At 65.9% G+C, this 17,568-nt stretch carries 13 protein-coding genes and 1 pseudogene; all 14 read right to left on the minus strand.

Annotation, left to right across the window (positions count from 1 at the left end):
* Positions 1-305 (minus strand): annotated as a pseudogene (locus AC1DKQ_RS10095) (bifunctional D-altronate/D-mannonate dehydratase); the annotation flags it as partial.
* Between the two features lie 32 nt (positions 306-337).
* Positions 338-1,759 (minus strand): glucuronide transporter, encoded by a 1,422-nt coding sequence (gene uidB / locus AC1DKQ_RS10100; RefSeq protein ID WP_476918906.1) that lies wholly within the window; start codon positions 1,757-1,759, stop codon positions 338-340.
* Between the two features lie 59 nt (positions 1,760-1,818).
* Positions 1,819-3,630, minus strand: a complete 1,812-nt coding sequence (gene uidA / locus AC1DKQ_RS10105; RefSeq protein ID WP_476918907.1) for a beta-glucuronidase — start codon at positions 3,628-3,630, stop codon at positions 1,819-1,821.
* Positions 3,631-3,837: 207 nt separating this feature from the next.
* Positions 3,838-5,283: a mannitol dehydrogenase family protein gene (locus AC1DKQ_RS10110; RefSeq protein WP_476886243.1), complete on the minus strand. Its 1,446-nt coding sequence runs from the start codon at positions 5,281-5,283 to the stop codon at positions 3,838-3,840.
* Positions 5,280-6,686, minus strand: a complete 1,407-nt coding sequence (gene uxaC, locus AC1DKQ_RS10115) for a glucuronate isomerase (RefSeq protein ID WP_476918908.1) — start codon at positions 6,684-6,686, stop codon at positions 5,280-5,282. Before uxaC ends, AC1DKQ_RS10110 begins: the two co-directional genes overlap by 4 nt.
* 85 nt (positions 6,687-6,771) lie before the next feature.
* Complete coding sequence (locus AC1DKQ_RS10120; RefSeq protein ID WP_476918909.1) at positions 6,772-7,863, minus strand: LacI family DNA-binding transcriptional regulator; 1,092 nt, start codon at positions 7,861-7,863, stop codon at positions 6,772-6,774.
* Positions 7,864-7,971: 108 nt separating this feature from the next.
* Positions 7,972-9,138, minus strand: coding sequence for a Gfo/Idh/MocA family protein (locus tag AC1DKQ_RS10125; RefSeq protein WP_476918910.1), 1,167 nt, complete (start codon positions 9,136-9,138; stop codon positions 7,972-7,974).
* Positions 9,139-9,167: 29 nt separating this feature from the next.
* Positions 9,168-10,028: a sugar phosphate isomerase/epimerase family protein gene (locus tag AC1DKQ_RS10130; protein ID WP_476918911.1), complete on the minus strand. Its 861-nt coding sequence runs from the start codon at positions 10,026-10,028 to the stop codon at positions 9,168-9,170.
* An 85-nt stretch (positions 10,029-10,113) separates the two neighbouring features.
* Complete coding sequence (locus AC1DKQ_RS10135; RefSeq protein ID WP_476918912.1) at positions 10,114-10,989, minus strand: ATP-binding cassette domain-containing protein; 876 nt, start codon at positions 10,987-10,989, stop codon at positions 10,114-10,116.
* The gene (locus AC1DKQ_RS10140; RefSeq protein WP_476918913.1) at positions 10,986-12,860 is read right to left on the minus strand and encodes a dipeptide/oligopeptide/nickel ABC transporter permease/ATP-binding protein; all 1,875 of its coding nucleotides are present in this window, start codon (positions 12,858-12,860) and stop codon (positions 10,986-10,988) included. The genes AC1DKQ_RS10135 and AC1DKQ_RS10140 overlap by 4 nt, the downstream gene beginning before the upstream one ends.
* Entirely contained in the window at positions 12,857-13,798 is a 942-nt protein-coding gene (locus tag AC1DKQ_RS10145; protein ID WP_476918914.1) for an ABC transporter permease, read from the minus strand. Before AC1DKQ_RS10145 ends, AC1DKQ_RS10140 begins: the two co-directional genes overlap by 4 nt.
* A gap of 6 nt (positions 13,799-13,804) precedes the next feature.
* Positions 13,805-15,331 carry an ABC transporter substrate-binding protein gene (locus AC1DKQ_RS10150; RefSeq protein WP_476918915.1) on the minus strand — a complete coding sequence of 509 codons (1,527 nt, stop codon included), beginning with the start codon at positions 15,329-15,331 and terminating at the stop codon, positions 13,805-13,807.
* Between the two features lie 250 nt (positions 15,332-15,581).
* Positions 15,582-16,589 (minus strand): Gfo/Idh/MocA family protein, encoded by a 1,008-nt coding sequence (locus tag AC1DKQ_RS10155; RefSeq protein WP_476886234.1) that lies wholly within the window; start codon positions 16,587-16,589, stop codon positions 15,582-15,584.
* A gap of 51 nt (positions 16,590-16,640) precedes the next feature.
* Positions 16,641-17,495: a sugar phosphate isomerase/epimerase family protein gene (locus AC1DKQ_RS10160; protein WP_476919009.1), complete on the minus strand. Its 855-nt coding sequence runs from the start codon at positions 17,493-17,495 to the stop codon at positions 16,641-16,643.
* Positions 17,496-17,568 lie beyond the last annotated feature (73 nt).

Raw genomic sequence — 17,568 nt, forward strand, 5'->3', positions numbered from 1 at the left:
CCGGCCAGCTTGCCCTTGATGTCCCACAGCGCCATGTCCACCGCGGCGATCGCGGCCATCGTCACCGGGCCCCGGCGCCAGTACGAGGACCGGTACAGGAACTGCCAGGTGTCCTCGATCCGGTGCGGGTCCTTCCCGATCAGCAGCTGCGCGACGTGCTCCTTCAAATACGCGGCCACCGCGAGCTCACGCCCGTTCAGCGTCGCGTCCCCGATCCCGGTCACCCCGTCCTCGGTGGTGATCCGCAGGGTCACGAAGTTCCGGGAGGGGCTGGTCACGAAGACTTCAGCGGCAATGATTTTCACAACAGGTCCTTATCTGCTCTTACGGGAGTGTCTTAGTTACGGGGCGCCAGCGGCGCGACCTCGGCGGAAACAGCTGCGCCGGGGGTTCCGGCGCCCTCGCCGTCGGGAGTTCCGGCGCCGTCGCCGTCAGTGCGCCGGGCACGGATTTCGGTGAGGATCCGGGCATGCATGGCATCGGTGAGGGTGTATTTGGCCATCACGAGCACGGCCAGGATGGTCATGACCGCCGGCAGCGCGCCGGCGGCGAGCTGGATGCCGAAGACGGCGTCGGGCGTCTGGATGGCGCCGGACTTGTAGCCGCCCAGGGCCAGGGCGTAGGCCGCGAGCGCACCGCCCACTGCCTGGCCGGTCTTGCGGGTGAAGGAGAACAGGGCGTACGTGATGCCCTCGGTGCGGACGCCGGTTTTCCATTCGCCGTATTCGACGGTGTCGGCTTCCAGTGCCCACACCACGATGTTGACCGCGAGGACGCCCACCAGGCTGATGACCAGGCCGGTGAAACCGAGCCAGACCTGGCCGGCCGGGGTGAAGAAGACGATGGCGCCGCCAATGACCGTGACCAGCGACGAGGAGATGTAGACGCGCTTCTTGCCGAGGTTCCGGACCAGCTTGGGCATGAAGCCGGCCAGCACGAAGGTCAGGACGAGCTGGGTGATGGACAGCACGGGGTACAGGTCCAGCCGTCCCAGGACGTCGCGGAGGTAGTACAGCTGGACCGAGGTGAGGGCCAGGTACCCGGTCAGGAAGAAGAAGGAGCTCAGGCACAGCATCAGCAGCGGCCGGTTCCCCTTGAGCGTGTCCATGCTCTGCTTGAAGGTGACGTTCGGGACGGCCCGGTGGACCCGCTCCTTGGCGGTCAGGAAGGTGAAGAGGTACAGGGCCGCACCGATGACGACGAACGCCAGGGTGATGGTGGTGAAGGTGGCCTGCAGGTTGGCGCCCGGCTTGATCAGCGGGGCCACGAAGATGCCCAGGGCGGAGCCGACCAGCAGCGCGCCGATCATCCGGGCCGAGCCGAGCTTGGCGCGTTCGGCCGGGTCCTGGGTCATGGCGCCGGCGAGGGAGCCGTAGGGGATGTTGACCAGGCTGTAGGCCAGGCCCAGGGCGGCGTACGTGACGTAGGCGTACAGCAAGGTGCCGGATTCGCCGAGTTCAGGAATTGAGAAGGTTGCCACGCTGAGCAGCAGCAGCGGGATGGATCCGAACATGATGAACGGCCGGAACTTGCCGAACCGCTTGCTGTAGGTCCGGTCCACCACTCGGCCGGCGAAGACGTCGGCGAAGGCATCGAAGATCCGCACCACCAGCAGCAGGGTGCCGGCGGCAGCGGCGGAGATCCCGGCCACATCCGTGTAGTACACCAGCAGGAACATGGTGGCAGTGGTGAAGGCGAGATTGTTGGCGGCATCGCCGGCGCCATAGCCGATGATGCTGAGCCTGTCCAGCTTTTTCATGAATGGGCTCCTTTACCCGTTGCCGGACCTGGGCCCGGCGAAAAAATGTGCGCTAAGGCCTACGCCTCGGAAACGATGTTCTTGGTGCCGGCCAGTGCCGCCCACCGTTGGCGCAGGGCGTAGGCGGCGGGTTTGGGCCGCCTGTCGCGGGTGAAAACGCCCTTCTTGTTGCCGTCCACGCGCATGATGCCGTTGGAGGTCTGGAAGTCCGCGAAGTTCCAAACCTGTTCACCCACCATGGCGTCCACGCGGTCGAAGACCCGGTGGTACATGGCCAGGAACGCGGCCTGGTATTCCTCGCTCCAGGGCTGTTCATAGATGGAGTGGAAGCCGGGCATGGTGTCCGGCCCGTACTCGGTCATGATCATGGGCTTGCCGTACTCGGCTTCCCACTCGCGCAGTTCCTTTTCGAGGCTCTGCTCGGCCGTTTCGAGGTCACCGTTATTGAGGTACCAGCCGTAGTAGCGGTTGAGCATGATGACGTCGAACAGGTCCCCGAGCAGTTCCTTGTCCGGGGTGTCGAACATGACGTTGACGTAGCCGACGGGCCGGGTGGGGTCCAGGCGGCGGGCCAGCTCCACGAGGGGTGCGAAGTACTCGCGGGCACCCTCCTCCGAACCGTTGGGCTCGTTGGCGATCGACCAGATCACGACTGAGGGGTGGTTCTTGTCGCGGGCGACGAGCTCGGAAATCGCCTGCCGGTGGTTGGCGGCGGTGTTGGCATCCACCCCGCCGTCGACATAGGTCTTTTTCGCGATGCCGCCGAAGACGGCTCCGAAGCCCAGGTGCAGCCCGACGGCGGCGGTTTCGTCGATCACCACGATTCCGTGGCGGTCCGCGAACTCCATGACTTCCTCGGCGTAGGGGTAGTGCGAGGTGCGGAAGGAGTTCGCGCCCACCCAGTCCAGGAGCTGAAAGTCGTTGACCATCTGGGCGTTGCTGTGGCCTTTGCCGATGGCCACGTGGTCCTCGTGCATGCCGAAGCCGGTGAAGTAGAACGGTTCCCCGTTGATCAGGAATTCCTTGCCGCGGACTTCCACGGTGCGGACGCCCACTGGCAGGGTGTAGCTGTCCAGCAGCCGGCCGGCGTCGCGGATTTCCGCGGTGAGGCTGTACAGGTAGGCGGCGCCGGGCTTCCAGAGGGCGACGTCGGCGACCGTCAGGGTGCCGGAGGCGCCGTCGGCGCGGGCGACCACGACGCCATCGGCGTCGCGGAGGGAAACGGTGACGGTTTCGCTGCCGGTCCCGCCGTCGGTGGCAATTGTGTAGTCGACGCTGCCGGTTGCTCCGTCGAAGCCGGTGACCACGGTGATGTCATCGACAGTGACCGCGGGGGTGCTGAACAGCCAGAGGCTGCGGTGCAGCCCTGCGTAGTTGTAGAAATCGTGGAGGTAGGTCTGCTGCCGGCGGCCGTCCTCGGTGACCGTGATGGTTCCCGGCGGGATGGTGGCCTGTGTGAGCTCGTTGTTGACGGAGACCGTCAGGCGGAAAACCTGCCCGGCCGTCACGTGGTCCGTGATGTCCGCGCTGAAGGGCATGTAGCCGCCGGCGTGCTGGGCCACGAGAGTGTCGTCGACCCACACCATGCCCTCGTGCGTGGCGGAGTCGAGGCGGACGTGGATGCGCTCCCCTGCCCAGCCGCGCGGGACTCGGACGTCGCGCTGGTACCAGACGTAGCCCACGTGGTCCCTGATCGCCTTGTCCGGGAAGACGTCGTTGTAGCTGGCCGGGACGCCCATTTCCAGTCCGGTTTCCAGGGGCGCCTTGAACCATTCCTCCCGGTGGCCGGAGCGGTCAAAGTCCACCTTGAAGCGGTACAGGCCGTCGAGGTTGACCATCTCGCGGGTTTTGCTGGCCTGGGGCTTGAGCATTTTTGGAGGTCCTATCGCGTCTTTGCGGGCAGCGCCGGGGGAGGAATTTGGGGGCCGGCGGTGCGGCCGGTTTGTGCTCTTGTTGTAATCCTAATCACGTGGCAATCAAATGGCAAGCGGTTGCCATAAATTTGTTGAAAGTTCATCGAAACACTGCTGCCCGGCTCCCCGTGACCGGGAGTCGGGCAGCAGTGTTTGCACGGAGCGTTACGCGGAGACAGCCCGCTCCCCGAATGTTCCGCTCAAGCTTTCAATCAGGTCCACGACGGAACCGTCGGCGGCCAGGGCCGGATCCACCAGGGCCAGCAAGGCGCGGATCCGCTCGGCGCCGGTGAGCCTGTTGGCTGCGGACACGTCCTCAGCCAGGGGGTCCTGGAACGCGGCGGAGGCGGCACCGTAGTCCATCCAGGACGCAATCATGAGCGCGGCGGCCGCGCCGGACCTGCCCGCGGCACGCTCGGCCCGCAGCACGGGAACGGCGCGCATCCGCAGCTTGGTGCTGCCGTCCATCGCGATTTGTGCGAGGTGGTGGGCAATCCGTGCGTTGCCGAAGCGCTGCAGCAGGGCGGCGCGGTAGGCCGGGATCTGCAGATCCGCGGTGTCTCCCTCGGGCCCGGACAGGTTCGCTTCCGCCTCGTCCCAGAACTTTTCAACGGCCCGCAGGCACAGCCGGTCCGCCAGGGCCTCTGCCACAGTGGTGTGGCCCCGAAGCTGGCCGGCATAGGCCAACAGGGAGTGTGCGCCGTTCAGCAGCCACAGCTTGCGGTTCTCGTACGGCTCGATCTCGGTCACGAATGCGGCGCCAGCGTCTTCCCAGCGCGGCCGTCCGGCGGGGAAGTCCCCGCTGAGCACCCAGTTGGAGAACGGCTCGGCCACCACGGGCGAAGTGTCGCGGTAGCCGCAGGCGGCTTGGACGGCGGCAATGTCCGCAGCGGTGGTGCGCGGAGTGATGCGGTCAACCGAGGTGCTGACGAAGCTGACGTTGGCGTGGATCCATCCGGCCAGCCCGGCGTCCCACGCCGCGGCCATGCCCACCACGGCGTTGTGCGCCACGGTGCCGTTGTTGGAGAGGTTGTCGCAGCAGACGACGGCGAGCGGCCCCGCCCCTGCAGCCCGGCGGGCGGCGAGGGCCAGCACCAGCCGGCCCAGCGGCGTCGTCGGGCTGGCGCTGCCGGACGCCAGCAGCGCAAGGTCGGCGGCGACGTCGGGCGCATTGCGGTCAAGTTGCCCGTCGGCACGGAGCCGGTAGGCCGCTTCGGTGACGGTCAGCGTGATCACCGCGGTGGCCGGAGCGGCAACCAGCTCCGCCAGCCGCTGCACATCTGCCCCGTCCACGGCTTCGACGATGCTGCTGACCACGGCGAAGGAGTCGCCGTCGTCGGCCCGGTTCACGATTGTGTAAAGCCCATCCTGTTCGGCCAGTGCCAGTGCGGCGTCGGGGCGGCGGCCGGTAAAGGCCGCGATGCCCCAGTCCGCGGCGTCGGATGCCTGGTGGGTGTACCACGCCTGATGCGAGCGGTGGAAGGCGCCCAGGCCCAGGTGGATGATGCGCACGGGCGCCTTGGCGCCGGGGCGCAGACGGCGGTTCAGTTGGGGAAGTTCCACGGCGGGCGCCACCTCGGATTCCGGTGCGGAAGTCAGTTCCGTGCTCACAGTTTGAAGACCCTTCGGGGCGAACCGTCCACGATGTCGACGATCAGTTCATGGGCGCGGTCCTCGCTGACGCGATGCTCCGCCACCAGCCTGGCCAGGAAGGAGGCCTCGATCCGGCGGGAGGCATCGTGACGCGCGGGGATGGAACAGAAGGCCCGGGTGTCGTCGATGAAGCCGGAGGATCGGGAGAATCCGGCGGTTTCGGTCACGGCGGAACGGAAGCGCAGCATGGCGTCCGGTGCGTCCAGGAACCACCACGGGGCACCGAGGTAGACGGAGGGGTAAAAGCCTGCCAGCGGCGCAAGTTCGCGGGAGAATACGGTCTCGTCAAGGGTGAAGAGCACCAGGTGGAAGTCCTTGGCGGTGCCGAAGTCCTGCAGCAGCGGGCGGATTGCCTCGGTGTAGTTCACCGCGAACGGGATGTCGTGGCCCGTGTCGGCGCCGAACGCATTGAAGGTTGGTTCGTGGTGGTTGCGGTAGGCGCCCGGGTGGATGGTCATGACCAGGCCGTCCTCTACGGACATCCTGGCCATCTGGTACATCATGTGGGCTTCAAAGTCGTCGCGGTCCTGCGCCGTGGCCTGGCCGGACCGGGCGCGGTCGAACAGCCTGGCCGCGTCGCCGGCGTCGAGCTTGAGCGTTGCCGGTGTGCGGACGCCGTGGTCGGCCGAGACTGCGCCGTGGTCCACGAAGTAACGACGCCGGTTTTCCAGGGCGGTGATGTAGCCGTCATAGCCGGTGGCGCCGTCGCCCGCTACCGCGATGAGCCGGTCCACGTTCGCGGACCACGTGGGGTGCGCGAAGTTGAGGTAGGCGTCAGGGCGGAAGGTGGGCAGGACGCGGCCGTGGAACGTGGGGTCCTCGGCGATGGCCTTGTGGCTGGCGAGGCTGTCCAGGGGGTCGTCCGTGGTGGCCAGGACCTCAATGTTGAAGTCCTTGAAGAGCTGGCGGGGCCGGAAGCCGGGCTCCAGCAGCCTGGCGGAAATCGCATCGAAGCTGGCATCGGCGCTCTCGGCGCTGATCTCCTGCCGGAGGCCGAAGACGCTTTCGAACTGGGTGCGGAGCCAGTAGCCGGAGGCCGTGCCTTCGAACAGCGGCCAGGCCTTGCAGAACTCGTGCCAGACCGTGCGGGAGTCCGGTGCCGCGGCGGCGGAGCCGCGCAGCCGGTCCAGCGGGACGCCGCTGGCGTGGATCAGCCGGGTGACGTAGTGGTCCGGGCTGACCAGCAGCGCCGCCGGGTCCGGGAAGGGGGTGTTGTGCTCGATGACTGCAGCGTCAACGTGCCCGTGCGGGGAAATGATGGGGAGGTCCTGGACGTGCTGCAGGAGTCCGCGCGCAATGCTGCGCGTTCCGGGATCCGCGGGCAGGAGCCGGTCTGGGTTGGCGGCAATCGACTGTGACATAGATCAATGGTCCGGCTTGCCTCGCGCACTTGTCAATCGGTTGCCAGTAATTGCCATCAAGTTGCGGGTGGCGTGACCGGCCAGGCTAGTCAGCGGGCAGGAGCCGTCCGCTCGAGCCCCGCAGCACCAGCTCCGTCTCGACGCGCAGGGTGGCGGCAGGCGCCCCCGCCCCTTGCAGGAGATCACTGTGCAGAAGATCCCCGTGCAGGAGATCAAGCAGCAGCGTGGCAGCGCCCGAGCCGCACTCCCCCAGCGGCGAGCGCACAGTGGTGAGCGGCGGCGTGGTGAAGTCCGCCCCGAAGATGTCGTCGAAGCCCACGATGCTGATCTGGTCCGGGATGAGAATGCCGGCGGCCTGAAGTTCCTGCATGAGCCCGATGGCCAGGAGGTCGTTGTAAGTCAGCACGGCCGTGGCACCGCTGGCCCGGACATCGCGCGCCACCTGGCGGCCGCCGTCGACGGTGGGCTTGGTGGATTCCAGCCGCACGGCCTCGAGCCGGGACCATTCGCAGGCAGCCTGCACCCCTTCCCAGCGGCGCGCGGACATCCAGGACTGCGGCGGACCGGCAACAAAAGCAATCTTGCGGTGCCCGTTGGCGGCCAGGCTGCGGACTGCCTCGCTGATGCCCTTGTTCACGTCGGGAACCACGCAGGGCACGCCGTCGACCTCGCGGTTGATGACCACCACTGGCTTGTCGCGGGCGATCTGGCGGATGTCGTCGTCGTCCATGCGGGGGCTGGCCAGGATGAGGCCGTCCACCGTGGCCATCATCCGGCGGGCTGCCGTCAGCTCTGTGACACCGGACTCGGCGGATTCGGCCAGAACCAGGGTGTAGTCCCGTTGCGTGGCGGTCGTTTCCGCGCCGCGGATGATGTCGAAAAATGTGGGGTTGGTGATGTCCGCGACGATCAGGCCGAAGGTGTTGGTGCGGCCAGTGGGCAGCGCACGGGCGAACGGGTTGACCTGGTAGTTCAGCTCGGCGGCGGCGTCCTCGATCAGTTTCTGCGTCTTGGCGCTGACGCGGCCCGGCTTGCTGAGCGCCCTTGAGACGGTGGATGGGTTGACGCCGGCAACCTTGGCAATGTCGTAGATGGTGGCGCTGGACTTTCCGGACCGGGGGTGCTTCTTGGCCGGGCCCGTTGTTGCGGCAGCGTCCGGCGTCTTGGGTTCAGTCACCGCCCCATCCTAACGAGCATCCGCCCGACCGGATCACAGCTCCGGCCGTTTTGAGCGCTCAAAACGGCCGCAGCTGCGAGCTCGTTGGGCTGGGGTTGCGGCGCGGGCCTAGGAGCGCTCGGGGAACTTGCCTTCGTCCGCGATGCGCTTGTTCAGCTCGGCGAGGAACTCGTCCTCGTCGAAGTCCAGCCCCACCTCCGTGCCCCTCCAGCTGGAGAGATGGATGGCGTTGGCCAGCCGGACTCCCTTGATGCCGTCCGATCCCGGGGCCAGCAGCGGTGTGCCGTCCAGGATGTTGGCGGCGAAGTTCGCCAGGACGCCGGAGTGCTGCGCGCCCCAGGCGGACTCGAACTCGATCACTTCGGTGGTGTAGTACTCCTCGGGGTTCAGCTCCCCCATGAAGAGTTTGCGGACATCGTCCATATCCATGCCGTCGCTGAGTTCACGCTCGGGCTTCTTCAGGCGGGTCACGGTGGCGGTCTTGGAGTTTTCGACGACGATCTTGCCCTGGTCGCCCAGGATCTCGAAGCGGTCTGTTCCCACGAGGTCGTGCGTGGCGGTGACGAAGACGCCGGTGGCGCCGTTGCCGTAGTCCACGACGGCGGTGACCTCGTCCTCCACGGCGATGTCGCGGCGGAAGCCGTAGGCAACCTTGGAGTAAACGGACTTCGGCACGCCGCAGATCCACTGCCACAGGTCCAGCTGGTGCGGGGCCTGGTTGACCAGCACACCGCCGCCCTCACCGCCCCACGTGGCGCGCCATTCGCTGGAGTTGTAGTAACCCTGCGGGCGCCACCAGTTGGTGATGATCCAGTTGGTGCGGCGGATGGCACCGATCTCGCCGTTATCGACGATTTCCTTGAGCTTCTGGTACAGCGGGTTGTTGCGCTGGTTGAACATGATGGCGAAGGAGAGTTCGGGCTTGGAGGCCGCGAAGTCGTTAAGTTCCTTGACCTGCTTGGTGTACACGCCGGCCGGCTTCTCCACGAGGGCGTGGATGTTGCGTTTGAGAGTCTCGATGCCCATCTCTGGGTGCAGGAAGTGCGGCACGCACGTGACGACGGCGTCGACGTCGCCGCTTTCGAGCATCGCGATGTAGTCCTCGTAGAAGGGCGCCTCCGGGTACTGGGAGGAGGCAAGTTCCTTCTTGGCGGGGTCGGTGTCGCAGATGGCGCCGATCACCATGTTGGGGACTGCGCCCTCAGCGATGAACTTCGCGTACATGCCGCCCTGCTGGCCCAGGCCGATGATGCCGAGGCGTACTTTCTTGCTCATGTAGTGATTCTCCGTAGTCATTGGGTGGTCTAGAAAAGGTTCGAGTGGCCCATGGCCACAAGGTTGTCGTAGGAGGTCTGCAGGGCGTCCCACACGGTGCGCCCGTAGAGTTCGTCCTGCTCTACGAGCAGGTAGCGGGCGCCGGCGGCCTGGGCGGCGGGGATGATGGCGGGGAAGTCCAGGTTGCCTTCGCCCACTTCGGCGAACTGGACCACGTTCTTGAACTCGGCCATGAACCCCATGATGTCCCCGGAATCCAGCAGCCCGAAGGAGGACTCCGGCAAGACGCCGATCCGGTAGTCCTTCAGGTGGACCATGGCCGTGCGGCCGGCATACTTTTCCAGCGTCCGGACCGGGCCCAGGCCCCCGCGCTGGACCCAGTGGACGTCGATTTCCATGCCCATGGCCGGGGAGTTCTCGGCGATGATGTCCAGCATGAATTTGCCGTCGAACTTCGCGAACTCGATGTGGTGGTTGTGGTAGTACAGGCCCAGGCCCTGCTCCTGCAGGCGTTCGGCATATTCGTTGGCCTGCTTGGCGAAGTCAATGACGGCGTCGATCGATTTCATGGCGGGGAACGGCAGCATGCCGATCCTCAGCAGCTTCGCGTCCAGGCGCTTGGCGTCCTCCACGATCTTTTCGAAGTGTTCGGCCAGTGAATCTCCGGGGCGGCCTTTGGGGCTTTCCATGGCTACGGACAAGGCGGCGATATCCATGCCCAGTTCGCTGCGGGAACGGTCCAGCTCAGCGACGTTGTCCGGCGTCATCGGGATCTGGGAGATCTCGACCGCGTTGTAGCCGATTGCGCTGACCTTGCGGAGCGTTTCAAACGCTCCGAGTTCGGTGAAGCTGTCTTTAAGCATCATCGCTTGTACGCCAATTGTGGACACTGTATTCCTCCGTGGTTCCGTGGTCTTCCGGGCCCTCAGGACCGCTATGTCGGTAGATGCCTCCGCCTAGTGCATGCGCACAGCGCTAGGTGAGCGCACTTGCCTGTTCTCTCTGCTGCCGCTGAATTTCCAGCAGCCGGTGGCGATCCGCCCGGCGCTCTTCCTGCCGGTCCGGATCGGGTACTGGGGACGCCAGCAGAAGCCGCTGGGTGTAGGGGTGGTCCGGGTCGGTGGTGACGACGCCGGCCGGTCCTTGTTCGACAATCTCGCCGTGGTACATCACGGCGACGCCGTGGCTGATGTGCCGGACGACGTCGAGGTCGTGCGAGACGAACAGGTAGGACACCCCGGTGTCCTTCTGGATCTGCAGAAACAGGTCCAGCACGCGGGCCTGGGTGGACAGGTCCAGTGCGCTGACCGGCTCATCGCAGACGATCAGCTTGGGCGAGAGTGCCAGGGCGCGGGCGATCGCCACGCGTTGGCGCTGCCCGCCGCTGAATTCGCGCGGCAGCCGGTTAATCGCGTCCGACGGCAGGCCCACCTGGTCCAGCAGTTCCTTCACGCGCTTTTTGGCCGGCGCGGCCTCCATGCCCTGCACGCCCAGCGGTTCGGCGAGGATGTCGCCGATCTCCAGGGCGGGGTTCAGCGAGGTGTACGGGTCCTGGAACACCACCTGCAGATCCCGGCTGAGGACCCTCCGGTCCTTGCGGGTGGCGTGGCTGATGTCCTTGCCGTCGAAGCTGATCTTCCCGCCGGTCACCGGTGCCAGCCCCAGGATGGCGCGGCCCAGGGTGGTCTTGCCGGAACCGGACTCCCCCACCAGGCCCAGGGTTTCGCCCCGGCCGATGGTGATGTTGATGTCCGTCAGGGCGCGGAAGGGCTTGGCCCGGAAGTGCTTGCTGGGGTACTCAACCACCAACTGGTCCACCGCGAGCAGCGGAGCGCTTTCCGTGGTGCTCATGCGACTGGCTCCTTTTGACGGGGGGAAACGAGCATGGACATGGGTTCCTTGCCTTCAAGCATCGATGCCAGAAGCGTTTGTGTGTAGGGTTCCTTCGGATTGCGGAGGATGTCCCGCACGGATCCTTCCTCAACGAGGCGCCCGTTCTGCATGACCGCCACACGGTCGCAGAGATCCGCCACCACGCCGAAGTTGTGAGTTACCAGGATCACGCCGATGTTCAGGCGCTGCTGGAGTTCGCGCAGGAGGTCCAGCACGTCGGCCTGCACGGTGACGTCCAGGGCCGTGGTGGGCTCATCGGCGATCACCAGGTCCGGCTCGCAGCTGATCGCTCCGGCGATCAGCACCCGCTGGGCCATGCCGCCGGAGACCTCGTGCGGGTAGGCGGCGAAGGTCCGTTCCGGGTTGGCGATGCCGACGTCCGTGAGCAGTTTCAGCGCCCGCTTCCTCGCCTCGGCCTTGGAGATCCCGAGGACGCGCACCATGGGCGTCACTAGCTGGTAGCCGATGGTGAAGGCAGGGTCCAGGTTGCTCATAGGCTCCTGCGGAATGTAGGAAATCCGTTTGCCGCGCAGTTTGGACAGGCGCTCCTGGCTGACGCGTTCGTCGCCAGGGACCACGGTGTAGTTGCCGTCGAACTGGATGGAGCCGGCCACAATGCGGGCATTGTCCGGGAGCAGCCCAAGGATGGAGAAGGCCGTCTGGGACTTGCCCGATCCGGACTCGCCCACGATGCCCAGGATCTCGCCGCGGTCCACGTAGAACGAGACGTCGTCCACCACCTTCTTGATGGAACCGTCCGCCTGCGGATAGCCGACGCCGAGATTGGTCACCTTGACCAGGTGGTGTTCGGTTCCGGCTTCGACGGCGGCCACGGACTTCCGCTGCGGGCGCGCGGCGGCGGGCGCCGCCGTCGAACCTTCCAGCGTTGCCCTTTTCTTGCGGCGGTGCTTGATCTTTTCGCCGTCCTCGAGAGCGTCGCGGATGGCGTTGCCCAGCAGCACCAGGGCGCCGATGGTCAGCGCCATGGCCAGCGCCGGCCAGAATAGCAGGGTCGGGGTCAGGTAGACGTTCTTAAAGCCCTCGGAGAGCATGACGCCCCACGTTGCCTTGGTGGGATCGCCCAGGCCGAGGAACTCCAGGCCGGACTGGATGGCGATGGCCACGCCGGCGATGGCCGCGGTCTGGATGATGATGGGGGCACGGACCACCGAGAAGATGTGACGGGCGATGATGCTCAGGTCCGAAAGGCCGGAGACCCGCGCGGCATCAACGTAAAGCTCATTGCGGACCGACTGGACGGCCGTGCGGGTCAGCCGGAAGTAGGACGGGCTGATGAGGATGCCGAAGGCGATCATGGAGATCCACACCGAGGGGCCGAACGCCGCCCGGATGGTCAGCAGCACGATCAGCCCGGGAAGGCTCATGAGGATGCTGACCACCCAGTTCGAGACTGCCTCGAACTTGCCGGCGTAATAGCCGGCGATCAGGCCGGCCGGCAGGCCGATGCCAATGGCCACGCCGGCGCAGAGCAGGGCGGACAGCAGCGTCAGCTGCGCACCGAACAGCAGCCGGCTCCAGACATCGCGCCCGGCGCTGTCCGTTCCCAGGACGTTGGCCGAATCCGGGGCGGCGAGGGTCTTGGCAATGTTGGCGTAGTTCTGGTCGAAGGGTGCCAGGACCGGGGCCAGTATGGCCAGGAGCGCGATCGCCAGCAGGATCGTGATTGCAACGATGCCCAGGGGGTTCTTGAACAACCGGCGGATGACGGTGGAACGGACCACCGTCCCGCTCTGCCCCGTTAGAACGGAGGGCGGAGGAGCGGAAGGTATGGAAGCGGCGGCTGCCGCGGTTTCTGCAGAATCGCTCATGACACACGTACCTTCGGGTTGAGCCAGCCATTGAAAATGTCGACCAACAGGTTCACGACAATGACGACCACCACCGTGTACATCACGACGCCCATCACCACCGGAAGATCCGACTGGCCTGTAGCGGCGACCGCCAGCGGTCCCATGCCGGGAAGGGCAAAGATCTGCTCGATGATCACCACGCCGCCAAGCATGCTGATCAGCTGCAGGCTCAGGACGGTCAGTCCGGCCGGAGCGGCGCTGCGCAGGACGTGCTTGAACAGGATTTCGCGCTCGCCGATTCCGCGGCTGCGCAGGGTGCGGACGTAGTCCCGCTCGAGTTGTTTGATGACGGCGCTGCGGATCTGCTGCGCTCCGCCGGTGACGCCGTTGATCAGCAGTGCGATCACCGGAAGCGACATGGAATAGACCCACGCATCGGCCCCGGCGTCCGGGGAGATGGTGCTCGTGGCCGGGAAGAGCCCCAGCTGGATGGCCAGGATGGTGACCAGGATGACGCCGATGACGAACCCCGGAATGGAGTCGCCGATGATGGCGCCAACCTGGACCACCCTGTCTACCCAGCCGCGCTTGACCGCAGCGGCAACACCGATCAGTGCTGCACACAGGGCGATCAGGATCATTGCGGCGAAGACCATGGTCATGGTCACCGGGATCCGGCTGGCCAGCGAGTTGGCCACCGGTTCCGAGGTGAACCAGGAAGCGCCAAGGTTTCCGCTCAGTGCGTCGAGAACCCATGCGAGGTAGCGGACCAGCAGGGGCTGGTCCAGCCCCAACTCGTGTTCTTTCAGCGCCACCTGTTCGGCGGTGGCCTGGTCGCCCAGGATGTTCCTGGCGATGCTCCCGCTGGAGGTATACAGCAGGAAGAAAGTAAGTGCCGAGACAACAAACAGCACCACCAGCCCGCTGCCCAGCCTTTTCGCAATGAACCTGATCATGGGGTCCTACTTGGCCGGTGAGTAGTTGTAGATGGACGGGACCGCCTGCTGGATCTGCGGCGTTACGTTCACCTTGGCATTGTGGTAGTACATCTGGTTCACCCGGAAGAGCGGTGCGAACCATGCCTGCTCCACCACGTACTTGTTGACTTCCTGGGCCAGCTTGCCCGCGTCGGCACCGCCGGCGCGCACGGCCTCAATCTTGGCATCCAGTTCCGGCGTCGCGTTCTTGAACGGGTTGTAGAGCGCCTTGGTGGAAATGATCTGGTTGACCGCAACCGTCGGCTCGCCCTGGAAGAGGGAGAAGTACATGGTGGTGTACTTCTGCGCGGCAACATCGGAGGTGAAGGTGTTGGTCAGCGCGGCGCCCACCTTCAGGGTGATGCCGACGTCTGCCAGCTGCTGCTGGACCACGGAAATCTGGGTTTCGAAACCGGGAACGCTCGGAATTTCCAGGGTGACGCCGTTTTCGTAGCCGGCCTCCTTGAGCAGCTGCTTGGCCTTGGCCGGGTCGTAGCTGTAATAGTTCTCCAGTTCTTCGGTCCAGGCCCCGCTGGCCTTGCCGAACGGCTGGGACGTCGGAGTGCCTTGGCCCAGCATGACCTGGTCCAGGATGGTCTTGCGGTCAAAGGCGTAGTTGATCGCCTGGCGGACCTTGACGTTCTTCAGCGCCGGGTTCTTGGCACCGTCCCGGTCCAGGAGGAGCAGGCCCTGCCAGTCGACCTCGTTGGCCGCCAGTTGCATCTTGGCGCCCTCGGCCTGCTTGCCGTTCCTGGGGTCCAGGATCGTCGCATCCACCTGGCCGGAGACCAGGGCGTTGGTGCGGGCCGTCAGGTCGGTCAGGATCTTGAACGTGAGCTTCTGGTACTTCTGAAGGTCCTTGTTCCAGTAGTCCTTGCGGGCCGTGAACACCGTCTGGGAATCCTTCACCGACGCTGCTTTGTCCATCACATACGGGCCGGAGCCCACCGGTTCGGTCTTGATGGCGTCGGTTCCGAGCGCCTTGGGGCTGCCCATCAGGCCTGCGGCCTGGCTCAGGAAGTACTCCAGGGCCGGGTCCGGGGCCGTGAGGTTGATGTCGATGGTATCGGCGTCCACAACGGCCACGTCTTTGACCGCGTTGAGCTGGGCCATCTGCGGGCCGTTGGCCTTCTTGAAGTGGTCCATGTTGGCCTTCGCGGCCTCGGCGTCGAACTTGGCGCCGTCGCTGAACGTGACGTCCGTGCGCAGGTCCACCGTCAGCTTGGTGCTGGCTGCGTTGTACTTCCACGCCGTGGCCAGCATCGGGCTGAGCTTTCCGTCCGGCTGGCGCAGGATCAGGGTGTCATAGACGGCCTGGTAAGGCTGGAGGACGTGACCGACGTGCGCCTGGGCGGGGTCCCAGGACCGGACGTCCTGGATGGTGCCGATCGTCAGGGCCGTGGCCGCGGTGCCCGTGGCCGCGGTGCCTGTGGCGCCGCCGCCACAGGCTGTGAGCGCGAGGGACGCGCTGAGGATGAGGGCAGCAGCTGCTGCCCGGGGACCGAACTTCATTGTTGGCTCCTTTGGATCGCTTGACGGGTCCGTTGCTTCGGACCATGGCGGCGGCAATGTGGCTTGGGCCACATTGCCGCTTGTGGGTTCAGCGTACGTTGGGTTGCCATTTCTGGCAACCGGTTGTCATAACCTTTTTGATTTATTGCGGGACGAGTGCTCTGGCTGGGCCGCGCGAGGGGCGCGCCGGCAGCCCGCACGCAGTGATGCAGGCGCCCCGGGGTTGCGAACGCCGCGCAAACGCGTCCGGCTAGGACACTTTTTCCTCAGAGCCGGGGTAGGACTGCCGGTAGAGGTCCTTCACGATCCGCAGCGACTTCGCCCCTTCGGCGGCGTCAATCCAAAACGGGCCCGGCTGCGCCAGACCGGCATAGAAATCTGCGATCAGCAGAGCATGCGAGACACCCCAGTAGGAACGGCCGCCGGAGCCGACGGCGCGTTCCCGCACCACCTCGCTGCGCCCGTCCTCGTAGGCGACGGTCAAGTCTCCGCGCAGGCTCAGTGTTGCCGCCTCGGTACTGATATCCAGGGTGACCGGCGCGTTGACCGTGTTCGCGAGCGTGGCGTAGAAGACGCTGCGGGCGCCGTTGCTGTGGAGCGCGGCGAACTCCGCCGTGTCCTCCACCTCGATAGCTTCTGCCAGCGCATGGGTCGAGGCGCTGCCGGCGAGCTCGACGACGTCGCCTACCAGCCACTGCAGCAGGTCAACAGTGTGGATGGCCTGGTTCATCATCAGGCCGCCGCCGCCCTCGCCCCAGCTTCCGCGCCAGGGCCGGCTCAGGTAGTAGTCGGGCTGCCGGTGCCACATGACCGTGGCAGAGGCCCCGAGCACCTTGCCGAGTTCGCCGGAGTCCAGCAGTCGGCGCATTTCCTGCACCGGGGCGTTGTAGCGGTTCTGGAAGCACAGGCCAATTTTCGCCGTGCTGTCAGCAGCAGCGGCCAGCAGCCTTTCGCCCTCGGCCAGGGTGTGCGCCAGGGGCTTTTCCAGCACCACATGGACACCGCGACGCAGGCATTCCATGGCGATTGCTGCATGCTCGTGATGCGGGGTGGTGACGTGCACAACGTCCGGGGCGGCCGCCTCGAGCATGTCGCGATAGTCCTCGAAGCCGGGAACCCCGCGAGCCTCCTGCGCCGCGGCTCGGCGCCCCGGATCCGTGTCACAGACAGCCACCAATTCGGCGTCGTCCATCCCTGCAAGTGCCTCAAAGTGCACGATCGACACGTCGCCGCAGCCGATGATTGCCGCCTTTGGCATCCGGAGCTCCCTACTTCTTGGTGGTGTTACGGTCCTGCTAAATGAGGTCGGCTAGACGAGTTCGATCTGGTTCATCGCGGCCAGCGCGGCGAAGGCGCGGGCCGCCGTGCCGAAGGCCACCGGGCCCGAGAAGCCGCCGAGTTCGTGGGCGCTGGCCAGGTGTGGTTCCAGCGAGGCGAAGCCGGCGTACCCGTCCGCCTTGAGGGCGGCGATCGTGGCGTCGAGCTCGCCATCGCCCTCGCCGGAGGGGACCACTTCCCCGCTGGTGGCGAGCGCGTCCTTGACCTGGAAGTACTCCAGGTAGGGCCGCAGCATGGCGTAGCCCTCGGTGTAGGGCTTGACGCCCACCTGGACGAAGTTGGCGTTGTCCCACGCGACGCGGAGCGCGGGCGAGTTCACGGACTCCATGATGTCCAGCACGCGCTGCGGCGTATCGCCGTAGATGCCCTTTTCATTCTCATGCAGGAGCACGACGCCGGATTCCTCGGCGAGCGCTGCAAGGGCGCCCATGCGGACCAGGACGTCCCCGCGGATGTCGTCAGCAGTGCGGCCTTCTTCCCGGTAGAAGGAGAAGATCCGGACGTATTTTGTCTCCAGCCCCTTGGCCACCGCAATGATCTGGCGGAGCCTTGCCAGTTCATGCTCCACGGGCAGGCTCACGTCCACTTTGCCGATGGGACTGGCCACGGCCGAGACCTTGAGGCCCTTCTCATTGAGGATTTCCTTGAGCCGGGCGACCCGTTCGGGCTCCAGCTCGGAGACATTGGTGCCCCAGGCGCTGCGCACCTCGATGTGGCTTGCACCCAGTGCCAGCAGCACGGCGGCTTGAACTGCCGGGTCAGGATCTATTTCATCGCCGAAGCCTGAAAGCGACCAGACTGCTGTTGGTATTTTGCTCACGCGGATCTCCTGGGTTTCGCGGCCGCCGCGGGCAGCTTCCGGCTCCAGCGCGGTGACGCAGTTCACAAACGGTGTTCAA

The organism is Arthrobacter sp. 05L421, from assembly GCF_056397785.1.